General features: G+C 47.2%; 11 protein-coding genes. 8 read left to right on the forward strand and 3 right to left on the reverse strand.

Annotated features, from left to right (window positions below; genetic code table 11):
* Window positions 1-117 precede the first annotated feature (117 nt).
* The 5 genes from V7126_RS10605 to V7126_RS10625 are packed head-to-tail and all read left to right on the forward strand — an operon-like array spanning window position 118 to window position 5,571.
* Window positions 118-1,098 carry an ABC transporter ATP-binding protein gene (locus V7126_RS10605; protein ID WP_175077625.1) on the forward strand — a complete coding sequence of 327 codons (981 nt, stop codon included), beginning with the start codon at window positions 118-120 and terminating at the stop codon, window positions 1,096-1,098.
* Window positions 1,091-2,029: an ABC transporter ATP-binding protein gene (locus tag V7126_RS10610; RefSeq protein WP_046132229.1), complete on the forward strand. Its 939-nt coding sequence runs from the start codon at window positions 1,091-1,093 to the stop codon at window positions 2,027-2,029. The genes V7126_RS10605 and V7126_RS10610 overlap by 8 nt, the downstream gene beginning before the upstream one ends.
* Window positions 2,030-2,045: 16 nt before the next feature.
* The gene (locus tag V7126_RS10615) at window positions 2,046-3,644 is read left to right on the forward strand and encodes an ABC transporter substrate-binding protein (protein WP_335497576.1); all 1,599 of its coding nucleotides are present in this window, start codon (window positions 2,046-2,048) and stop codon (window positions 3,642-3,644) included.
* A 21-nt stretch (window positions 3,645-3,665) separates the two neighbouring features.
* Entirely contained in the window at window positions 3,666-4,667 is a 1,002-nt protein-coding gene (locus V7126_RS10620; protein ID WP_046132227.1) for an ABC transporter permease, read from the forward strand.
* 13 nt (window positions 4,668-4,680) lie between these two features.
* Complete coding sequence (locus tag V7126_RS10625) at window positions 4,681-5,571, forward strand: ABC transporter permease (RefSeq protein ID WP_335497577.1); 891 nt, start codon at window positions 4,681-4,683, stop codon at window positions 5,569-5,571.
* Window positions 5,572-5,610: 39 nt separating this feature from the next.
* Here the strand turns inward: V7126_RS10625 and V7126_RS10630 are convergent, their stop codons facing one another.
* Window positions 5,611-6,681, reverse strand: a complete 1,071-nt coding sequence (locus V7126_RS10630) for an FUSC family protein (RefSeq protein WP_046132225.1) — start codon at window positions 6,679-6,681, stop codon at window positions 5,611-5,613.
* A 185-nt stretch (window positions 6,682-6,866) separates the two neighbouring features.
* A complete protein-coding gene (locus V7126_RS10635; protein ID WP_175077628.1) occupies window positions 6,867-8,165 on the reverse strand; it encodes a glutamate-1-semialdehyde 2,1-aminomutase in 1,299 nt (432 codons plus the stop codon).
* Between the two features lie 156 nt (window positions 8,166-8,321).
* Here V7126_RS10635 and bcp point away from each other — a divergent pair, with 156 nt between their 5' ends.
* Window positions 8,322-8,795, forward strand: a complete 474-nt coding sequence (gene bcp / locus V7126_RS10640; RefSeq protein WP_335497578.1) for a thioredoxin-dependent thiol peroxidase — start codon at window positions 8,322-8,324, stop codon at window positions 8,793-8,795.
* A gap of 214 nt (window positions 8,796-9,009) precedes the next feature.
* The gene (gene perR / locus V7126_RS10645; protein ID WP_003179961.1) at window positions 9,010-9,447 is read left to right on the forward strand and encodes a peroxide-responsive transcriptional repressor PerR; all 438 of its coding nucleotides are present in this window, start codon (window positions 9,010-9,012) and stop codon (window positions 9,445-9,447) included.
* A gap of 30 nt (window positions 9,448-9,477) precedes the next feature.
* Here the strand turns inward: perR and V7126_RS10650 are convergent, their stop codons facing one another.
* On the reverse strand, window positions 9,478-9,834 hold the full coding sequence (locus V7126_RS10650) for a YgzB family protein (protein WP_046132222.1): 357 nt from the start codon (window positions 9,832-9,834) through the stop codon (window positions 9,478-9,480).
* A gap of 210 nt (window positions 9,835-10,044) precedes the next feature.
* On the opposite strand from V7126_RS10650, the gene V7126_RS10655 reads away from it, so the two are divergent.
* Complete coding sequence (locus V7126_RS10655; RefSeq protein ID WP_046132221.1) at window positions 10,045-10,929, forward strand: nucleotidyltransferase-like protein; 885 nt, start codon at window positions 10,045-10,047, stop codon at window positions 10,927-10,929.
* The last annotated feature ends 154 nt before the right edge of the window (window positions 10,930-11,083 follow it).

The following is an 11,083-nucleotide window of genomic DNA, read 5'->3' on the forward strand; positions in this document are numbered from 1 at the left end:
TGACAGGGTGCAGATCACAACGAAAGCCGGGCTTTTTTTCTCCCCTCCAAATTTCGTACATATTTCCTATCCCGTGTAAATACAATTTAAAAAATACAAGCATCCGGAGGTGAATATGTGACAAAAGAGAAATTGCTTGAAGTAGCGGATCTATCCGTTTCCTTTCAAAAGAAAAAGGCGGAAATCCCGATTGTTCAAGGCGTTTCTTTCACCCTCCATAAAGGTGAAATCGTTGGAGTCGTCGGTGAATCCGGCTGCGGCAAAAGCGTCACCTCCATGGCTTTGATGGGGCTGAATGCAAATGCTCATACAACGGGTAAAGTCCTGTTTCAGCAAAAGGATCTTCTTAAGCAGTCGGAAAAAGAATGGCGGCATATGCGCGGCAATGACATCGCAATGATCTTTCAAGAGCCGATGACCTCGCTCAACCCTCTTTTCACGATCGGAGATCAGCTCACAGAAGCTCTATCCAGCCACACTGACATTCACAAAAAGCAAGCGGACGAAAAAGCCGTTCGCATGCTGGAAACCGTCGGCCTTCCGAGACCGGAGCAGCTCATGAAACAGTACCCCCACGAATTATCAGGCGGCATGAGGCAGCGCGTTATGATCGCGATGGCTTTGATCTGCGATCCGAAGCTATTGATCGCAGATGAACCGACAACGGCTCTTGACGTCACCATCCAGGCTCAGATTCTTTCCCTTTTAAAGAAAATGAACGCAGAATTTGAAACAGCTATTCTTCTGATCACGCATGATCTCGGCGTTGTACACAACATTTGCGGGCGGGTGATGATCATGTATGCCGGCCGGATCGTTGAAAAAGGAAGCGTCACTGCCATTTTTAAAGATCCGAAGCATCCTTATACGAAAGGTCTGTTTGCTTCCATTCCCGCATTCACCGGCAAATCGGAGAGACTGACTTCGATTGAAGGACAAGTGCCTAAGCCGGGAACGATCAAAAAAGGCTGCATGTTCGCCCCGAGATGCCGGCACAAAACCGGCCGCTGCACGATAGAAGAACCGCTCCTGAAGAAACTGAACGATGAACACGCCGTACGGTGCTTTCTCTATGAGGAAGGAGGGACAAATGGATAACGAACTGTTGAACGTCAGCCGGCTGAAAACATATTACCCGGTTTCGCGGAAAAAAACGGTCAAAGCGGTAGATGATGTCTCATTTTCGGTGAAACAAGGGGAAACCTTGGGGGTTGTAGGAGAATCGGGCTGCGGCAAATCGACATTGGGTAAATCGATATTGCGGCTAACAGAACCGACGTCAGGCAAGGTGACCTTTCTTGGGAAAGAGATCACCGGACTCGGGCCAAAAGACCTTCGGAAGATGAGAAGACAGTTTCAGATGATTTTTCAGGACCCTTATGCTTCTTTAAACCCCCGCATGAAAATCAAAGACATTTTAGAAGAGCCGCTAATCGTCCATAAGCTCGGGACAAAGGCTGAAAGAAAAGAAGTCGTCCGGTCGATGCTCGGGATCGTCGGCCTGGATGCTTCGTATGGAGAGCGTTATGCTCACCAATTCAGCGGCGGCCAGAGGCAAAGAATCGGAATTGCAAAAGCGCTGATCACAAAGCCGAAGCTGATCATCGCCGATGAACCCGTTTCAGCGCTCGATGTGTCTGTACAGGCGCAGATTTTGAATCTCCTGTCAGACCTCCAGGAAGCTTTTTCATTAACCTTTCTCTTTATTTCGCATGATCTGGGGGTCGTCCGCTATATCAGCGACCGGGTGGCGGTCATGTATTTCGGAAAAATCGTCGAGATGGCTGAAGCAGATGCATTATTTAGAGCGCCGAAGCATCCGTATACGGAATCCCTTTTGGCTGCTGTGCCTGTTATCGGGAAGGGGGAAGCTGATGAAGCGGTGCCAGAGGGCCCGGCTCCGGCAATCAATGAAAAAGGGTGCCCTTTTTACGGCCGGTGCCGAAGGCGGGAAGCCAGGTGCAAGGATGCGGTGCCTATGCTGGAAGAAAAAACGGAAGGCCATTATGCAGCGTGCCATTTACTTTAGCTGAGGAGGCGATAGGATGAAAAGAAAACATTGGCTGAAAGGCCTGGGAATGCTGCTGGCTGTCTCCTTATTTTTAATGGGGTGTTCCGATTCAGAGAGCCAAAAAGAAGGAGGCGGTGCAAAAACCGGAAAAGATACGCTGATTTTCGGGAGAGGCGGTGATTCCACTTCGCTTGATCCGATAACGACGACAGAAGGCGAAGCGTTTAAAGTCACAACTAATATCTTTGAAACCTTGCTGAATTACGGAGAGCAGGACACGACGCTAAAACCGGGCTTGGCCGTCAAATGGGATGCTTCCGATGACGGGCTGACATACACGCTGCACTTGAGAAAAGACGTCAAATTTCACGACGGAACCGATTTTAATGCAGAGGCAGTCAAATACAACTTTGACAGGTGGATGAACGGAGACGAGGAAAAATTTCCTTATTACGGGATGTTCGGAGGCTACAAAAAAGATAAGGGGCACGTTATTAAAAATATAAAAATTCTCGATGATCATAAAATCCAATTTATTTTAAAACGGCCGCAGGCGCCGTTTCTAAAAAATCTCGCCATGACCTCATTTGGAATCGCAAGCCCTGAGGCAATTGAAAAATACGGGGACAAATTCAGGGAGCACCCGGTCGGAACGGGTCCGTATCAATTCGTAGAATGGAAGCCGAATGACCGCATTGTCCTTGAAAAGAATGAAGACTATTGGGATGAGGGGAAGCCGAAGCTGAAAAAGATCATTTTTAGAGCGATTCCGGAAAACTCGGCCCGTCTGAACGCGCTAAAAACCGGTGAGATCGATTTGATGGACGGCGTGAATCCGTCGGACATCGAAAGCATCAAAAGCGACCCCAATCTGAAAATAATTGAAAGGCCGTCGATGAATATCGGCTACCTCGGGCTGACGACAACGAGAAAGCCGCTTGACAATAAGCTTGTCCGCCAGGCGCTAAACCATGCCGTCGATAAGCAGGCGATCATCGATTCCTTCTACGGCGGGCGCGCAGACCCTGCGAAAAATCCTTTGCCTCCTTCGCTTGAAGGCTATAATGACAAGGTCGAGCCGTATCCGTACGATCTCAAAAAAGCAAAAGAGCTCTTGAAAGAAGCGGGCTACCCGGACGGATTCAGCATGGAGCTGTGGGCGATGCCTGTTCCCCGTCCATATATGCCTGACGGGATGAAAATCGCCGAGGTGATTCAAGCCGACTTTACAAAAATCGGGGTCAAAGCGAAAATCGTCACTTATGACTGGGCCACGTATTTAGACAAAGCGAGCAAAGGCGAAGCCGATTCGTTTTTAATGGGCTGGACTGGCGACAACGGAGATCCCGATAATTTCCTCTATACGCTGCTTGACAAGGACAATATCGGGGGCAACAACTATACCTACTTCAGCAATGACAAGCTTCACGACATCTTGATCGAAGCCCAGTCAGATCCCGACCAGACTAAACGAAACAAGCTTTATGAAAAAGCGCAGGAGCTGATTCACGAAGAATCGCCGTGGATTCCGCTCGTTCACTCGACGCCGATTTTGGCCGGGGCGAAAGATATTGAAGGATACGTCCCTCACCCGACGGGGAGTGAAGTATTATCAGACGTACAATTTAAATAGTGCACAAGGTGGTGACAGCCGTTGCTTTCTTACTGTTTGAAGCGGACCGGCATGCTGATCCCCGTCCTTATCGGCATGACGCTGGTCGTCTTTTCCATCATCCGCTTTATACCGGGTAACCCCGCCCAGGTGATTCTCGGACAAAGGGCGACAAAAGAAGCAGTTGAGCAGCTGACTATGCAGCTTGGCCTTGATGAGCCCTGGTATATTCAATACGGAAGATATGTCGGAGATTTGCTGAGAGGGGATTTAGGAACCTCCATCCGCACAGGGGCGGCGATTACTAAAGAAATGCAGCCTTATTTGTTCGCCACCCTTGAGCTCGCTTTTTTTGCGATGCTGATCGCCGTACTCCTCGGCGTGAATGCGGGAATCGTCAGCGCCTGGTTCAAAAATTCGGTGTTTGACTATATGGCGATGCTGATCGCTTTAGTCGGCGTATCGATGCCGATTTTTTGGCTCGGGCTGATGGGGCAATGGTTTTTTTCAATCGAGCTTGGCTGGCTACCGACCACCGGAAGGGAGGATGTGAGAAACCCGGTTGATACGATTACCTATATTCATACGCTTGATACGCTGCTAAACGGGCGATTCGACCAGTTTGGAGAAACGATCCGCCACTTAATCCTTCCTGCATCCGCCCTGGCCACCATCCCCGCCGCGATTATCGCGAGAATTACGAGAGCGAGCATGATCGAGGTTCTTCAGTCCGATTATATCCGCACCGCAAAAGCAAAAGGCGTTCGTATGTTTTTCGTCATCTATAAGCACGGTTTAAAAAACGCGTTTATTCCGATTCTGACAGTCATCGGCCTGCAGACGGGACTTTTGCTAGGCGGCGCAATTTTAACGGAAACGATTTTTGCCTGGCCGGGCATCGGCCGGTACATTTATGATGCGATCAGCTATCGGGACTATCCGGTGATCCAATCGGGAATCCTTGTGATCGCCTTCATCTTCGTCATGATCAATTTCGTCGTCGATCTGTTGTATGCCGTCATCGATCCGAGAATTAAATATTAGGAGGCGGTGAAATATGGATGTGCTGCAAGATGAACGCCGGGAGGGAGAAGAGAAAAGCCGCTCTCTTCTTGCGGAAAACGTTCAGCGGTTTTTCGATCATAAGCTTGCTGCGGCCGGCAGCATTCTGGTCGCAGCGTTTATCCTGTTGGCCATTTTCGCGCCGCTGATCGCTCCATACGGGTTAAACGATCAGTCGCTATCAGAAAGGCTTGCTCCGCCGTCTGCCGAACACCTTTTTGGATCGGACGATTTCGGCAGGGACATTTTCTCAAGGGTGCTGCACGGAGCAAGGCTCTCCCTCTGGGTCGGATTTTTCTCCTGCTTAGGGTCAGCCGTTGCCGGAACGCTCTTGGGCCTGATTGCGGGTTTTTACGGCAAATGGGCTGACGGGCTGATCTCAAGGATATTTGACATCATGCTCGCGTTTCCCAGCATCCTTCTTGCGATTGCGATCGTCGCCATTCTCGGGCCATCGCTTGAGAACGCGCTGATTGCGATTGCCATCATCAATATTCCGACGTTTGGAAGGCTCGTCCGTTCGAAAGTGCTCAGTATCAGGCAGGAGGAGTATATTCTGTCTGCGAGAGCCGTCGGTATGTCCAACATCCGCTTGATGTTCAAGCATATTCTCCCAAACAGCATGGCGCCTGTTATCGTGCAAGCAACGCTCAATATCGGAACTGCGATTATTGAAGCCGCGGCTCTCGGCTTTTTAGGATTGGGGGCTCAGGCTCCAAATCCCGAATGGGGGAAAATGCTTGCCGACGCCCGCCCTTATTTGGCACAGGCTCCGTGGACCTTGTTTTTTCCGGGGATTTCAATCATGCTGGCGGTGCTCGGCTTTAATTTAATGGGCGACGGGCTCCGCGACACGCTTGATCCGAAAACGAAAGAAGGGAAATAAAAAACCCGGTTAACGCTTTCGTTAACCGGGGCCTTTCATTTAATCATCATCGACTTCCAGCTCGCTGTCTTCGCGGTGATACGTTTGGAAGCTTGAGATCAGCGTTTCCAAATGGCAGAGCTGTTCACGGTATTCCACGGCGCTCGCCATGATGGTCAGCATATTGTAATCCAGCAGTTCCTCCTTTAATTTATCCTGGTTTTTCAGGAACGATTCGGTCAAATGCTGTTTGTATACGTCTCCTTCTTCGAGAAGGTCTTCGTTTTCATGCGTTTTGATCCTGCCGACAAACCGCATCAAAATCCGCTCGTGCCAATGCAGAAGATAATCGAGTTCTTCGATCAGCGTATTCTGGAATTCCTCCGGCATGTGATAAAAATCGTTTTCAAGCCGGTGCAGCTTTTTCAGTGTATCAAGCGCGCGGTTTGACGCGATAATCGCCTGTCTGAAAAGGACGAGCTTTCTTGACTTCACGTATGTGGTACGTTTTAAATAGCTCCGTTCTTCTTTGTAAAGCAAGTAAAGATGGTCGACTTTCATCATTTTTTCTTTCAGTTTTTCGATGTCTTCTTTCAGCATGGTGTGCTCTGTCGTTTTCCGCGTCAACAGCCGGATCCATTTTATCACTTCGTCCGTGTTTTCGACGATATGGCTGACGAGCTTTGTTTCGTATTTAGGCGGCAAAAAGATCAGGTTGACAAGGAACGCGGACAGAACGCCCAGGATGACCGTTGCAGTCCTGATCAATGCGAACATCAAAAAGTTGTCGCCTGAGCTTTCCAGTATGGCAATAACGGTAACAAGAGCAATCGAAATCGTGTTCTCGATCTTCAGTTTTAAGTTAATCGTAATGACAATAACCGCCGTCAACCCGATAATAATCGGACTGGGTTCAAAAATAAGACCAAAAATGATAGCTGTCGCTGCTCCGATAATATTCGCCTGCACTTGATCGACAATCGTCAAAAATGAACGATAGATCGAAGGCTGGATCGCAAAAATGGCCGCAATACCGGCAAAAATCGGGGCCGGCAGGCCGATCCAAGCCGCGAGGTATAGAGCGAGCGTAATGGCAATGCCTGTTTTGAAAATACGGGCACCTAGTTTCATTAGGCTTTACTTGCATCCCTTTCTATAATAAATTCGTTATTTCTGCTAATTTGCCAAACAATAAAGTAATATACAGCGATCTCCGGAAATATTCAACCCATTTTTAAGAAAAAACAAAGCGTTGTCAAAAAACTGCTCCGATAATGTTCAAATGTATAAAAAAGAGAGCAAACATGCTCCCTTTATCACACCTGCTGTTTCAATTGTTTGAACGATTCATCGACGGCCTCAAGCGTATCCGCGATATCTTTTTCCGTATGCGCGATCGTGATAAACCACGCTTCGTATTTTGAAGGGGCGAGGTTGATTCCCCGTTCCAGCATCAGCTTGAAAAATGCGGCAAACTTTTCACCGTCGGTATTTTCGGCCTGTTCGTAATTCTCGACTTTCTCCGTTGTAAAATAGACGGTGAGCGCCCCTTTCAAACGATTGACAGTGATGTCGATGCCGTGCGTTTCGGCATGTTTTAAGATTCCCTTTTCAAGCATGGCGCCGAGACGGTCCAGCTTCTCGTACGTTCCTTTTTCTTTCAGGACTTCAAGACAGGCGATGCCCGATAAAATCGACGCCGGGTTACCAGCCATTGTACCGGCTTGATATGCGGGACCGAGCGGGGCAACCTGCTCCATAATTTCCTTCTTGCCTCCGTAAGCGCCGATCGGCAGCCCGCCGCCGATGATTTTGCCGAGCGCGGTCAGATCAGGCTTAACGCCAAGCAGGTCCTGTGCTCCGCCATACATGAAACGGAAGGCGGTAATGACTTCGTCATAAATGACCAGTGCACCGGCGTCGTGAGTCAGCTGATTCACCTGTTCGAGAAAGCCGCTTTTCGGTTCAACGATCCCGAAGTTTCCGACGATCGGTTCAACGAGTACCGCGGCGACGTCGTCGCCCCATTTATCAAGAGCTTCTTTATAGCTGTCAATATCATTGAAAGGAACGGTGATCACTTCGTTTGCGATGCTTTTCGGAACCCCGGCGGAATCAGGCGTGCCGAGCGTTGAAGGACCTGACCCGGCGGCGACCAGCACGAGATCGGAGTGGCCGTGGTAGCAGCCGGCGAATTTGATGATCTTCGTCCTTCCGGTATACGCGCGGGCGACGCGAATCGTCGTCATGACCGCTTCCGTTCCTGAATTGACGAATCTCACTTTATCCAAAGAAGGGATGGCTTCCTTCAGCATCTTGGCAAATGTGACTTCGTGCTTTGTCGGCGTACCGTAAAGCACGCCGTTTTCCGCCGCTGTTTGAATGGCCTTTGTAACGTGCGGGTGCGCATGTCCGGTAATAATCGGCCCGTATGCCGCGAGATAGTCTATGTACTTATTCCCGTCAACATCCCAAAAATAGGCGCCCTTCGCTTTTTCCATCGCGACCGGAGACCCTCCGCCCACAGCTTTGTACGACCGTGACGGACTGTTGACGCCGCCTACTATATGTTGAAGAGCTTCTTCATGAAGCTTTTCCGATTGTGTATGCTGCATAATATCCTCCTCATTTCTATAAAGCCTCTGTCTATAGCTATATTGTAACACGTTGTGATCGGAGAGCAAAAATGAAGCGGCGGCGATTTGAACACGAGGGAACTGTTTTTTATAATGAGAAGAAGCAAACGATTAAAATAAACAGGAGGCAAAGCAATGACTGTAGAAATTGGACAAAAGGTGCCTGATATCGAACTGCTGGGCGACCATGGCGAAAAAGTGAAATTGTCAGATTTTCAAGGGAAATATATCGTGCTCTATTTTTATCCGAAGGATATGACGCCAGGATGTACGACCGAAGCATGCGATTTCAGGGACAGCCACCAAAGCTTTGCGGAGCTTGATGCCGTCATTATCGGCGTCAGCCCGGATGATCAGGGAAGACATGAAAAATTTAAAGAAAAACACGATCTTCCGTTTCTGCTGCTTGTCGATGATGAACATAAGCTAGCCGAAGCGTTTGACATATGGAAGCTAAAAAAGAACTTCGGCAAAGAATACATGGGAATCGAACGCTCAACCTTTCTCATCGATAAAGAAGGCCGCCTTGTAAAAGAATGGCGAAAAGTAAAGGTGAAAGATCACGTTGCAGAGGCTCTTCAAGCTGTAAAAGAGGTTTCTGAAAAATAAGAACGGCAAGGGGCCGGACCATTATCAGGTCAGGCCCTGTTTGCCGGGTACATAATTGGCCGGCTGTTAGACCATCATGTAAATATAGAGCGGATTTAACCTGAAAAATGGGGATTTCGAGAGGGATTGGAATTGACAAAGATTCTAATCAGGAGTTACACTATTTATAAACGTTATAATATAAGAATTTTTTTTAGAAGTGAGGTGCATGACGATGGCTGAACATAACCTGAAAGAAGCGTTGGAAGCGTTGAAGGAAACCGGGGTGCGAATTACTCCTCAACGTCATGCCATTCTGGAATTCCTCGTAAATTCTATGTCTCATCCAACTGCCGATGATATATATAAAGCGCTTGAAGGAAAATTTCCAAACATGAGCGTCGCAACGGTTTATAACAATTTACGGGTTTTTAAGGAATCAGGGCTCGTTAAAGAATTGACATACGGAGATTCTTCAAGCCGGTTTGACTTTGTGACTTCCGAGCATTATCATGCGATTTGTGAGCGCTGCGGAAAGATCGTGGACTTTCATTACCCTGGGCTCGACGAAGTAGAGCAGCTCGCTTCACACGTGACAGGATTTAAAGTCAGTCACCATAGACTGGAAATATACGGTTTGTGTCAGGAATGCGATAAAAAAGAAAGCCATTAAAAAGAGCTGGCCGCTTTTTTAACGGTCAGCTTATTTTTGTTTCAGAGCTTTTCGATTATACGATTCATTAAATTCCTTACCTTCAAGGTTTTTATCAAGAGTAAGAGGTTCCCTGCAGTGCATGCACATATCGACCCGGCCGAGGATCTTGGTCGGCTGTTCGCAGTTCGGACAGATGACTTTGACCGCTTTTGTCGAAAGCATTCCTATCCAAAAATAAACCGCAGTGCTTAACATGATAGACAATACCCCCAAGAGCATAAACACCGACATCACTAAGACCGACGACCTGAAAAAGATTCCGACGTACATAATGATGAAACCGACAAATACCAAGCTTAACGCAAACGTTCTGATTTTGTTGATTTTGCTAGAATATTTCGCCATATCCATCCCCCTCTCTCTAATATAGCATATTGAAGATGTGATATTCTTTAATAAATTGGAACTTTTTTATAGAGAGTTTCCGGGGAATTGATTATAATAATTCAATGTGTTTTCAAAATAAAGGAGTTTTTACTGGCTCGTAGAAGTAGGTAGAAAACGAAAGAGAAGCATTTTGAGCAATGTATTTTACATCGTATTGGAGGAATGGTGATGGAAAATCTTCTCCGTCCGATTTACCAGGAAAGAGCAAGCCGCCCTGATACTTTAGCTGTTATGATTATTGAGAGGAGAAACCAAACCTCATCTGCAACAGATAACTTTGATGCGGCATTATTAGTGATTGTAAGCAAAGCCGAGGAACCGATATTTGTGAAGCATTACGAATTCGACGGAAAAACGGCTTCTCTTCATATCATTTCCGTTGAACAGCTCCAGGAATGGATTTTGCTCGGCACAAACAGAAGAATAATAGATTGGATTCTGAACGGGAAAGTTCTCTTTGACCGAAATGAATATATCGCAAAGCTGATTGAGCAGCTTAATACGTTTCCTTTTTCAGAACGGAAACTGAAAATCGGACTTGAATACGGAAAGTTAATCAGAAGGTATATAGAAGGAAAAGCGTTTTTTGAAGAGGATCAGTTTTTGGATGCATACAATTCAATCGTGCATGCTTTGCACCATTTAGCCAGAATCGAAGTCATAGATAAAGGCTTTCATCCCGAAGTAACGGTTTGGAATCAGGTCCGGCATATGGAGCCGCAGGTGTACAAGCTGTATAAAGAACTGGTAGAAAGCAACGAAAGCCTGCAAAAAAGGCTTGAGTTATTGTTCCTCGCAAGCGATTTTCTCATTCATTCAAAAGCCGAAGTCGGCGCTCAGCATATTTTGGATGTGATGAGCGAAAAAAGCGTATGGCAATTTGCCGAATTGCTGACACACCCAGAGCTCACATATTTTACGGCAGACCTCGGAGTCATCCTCGAGTTTTTGGCCGAAAAAGACCTGGTGGGTATAGAGCCAATTGAAACAAAGGGTCAAAAAATTTTTCACCGGGGATATTTTATCAAAAAAAGTGTTGACTCTGATTCGTGATGGTGGTATATTATTAGACGTCGCTGTTAGCGAAACGTTTTTTTACGAAAGCAGCAGCGACTGAAAAAAATAAAAAACATTTGACACACTTAGTTGAAAATGTTATACTAATAAAGTCGCTTCTTGATGAGGCGGAAATGATCTTTGAAAACTA

This window comes from Bacillus sp. JJ675, from assembly GCF_036963165.1.
Lineage (GTDB): Bacteria > Bacillota > Bacilli > Bacillales > Bacillaceae > Bacillus > Bacillus glycinifermentans.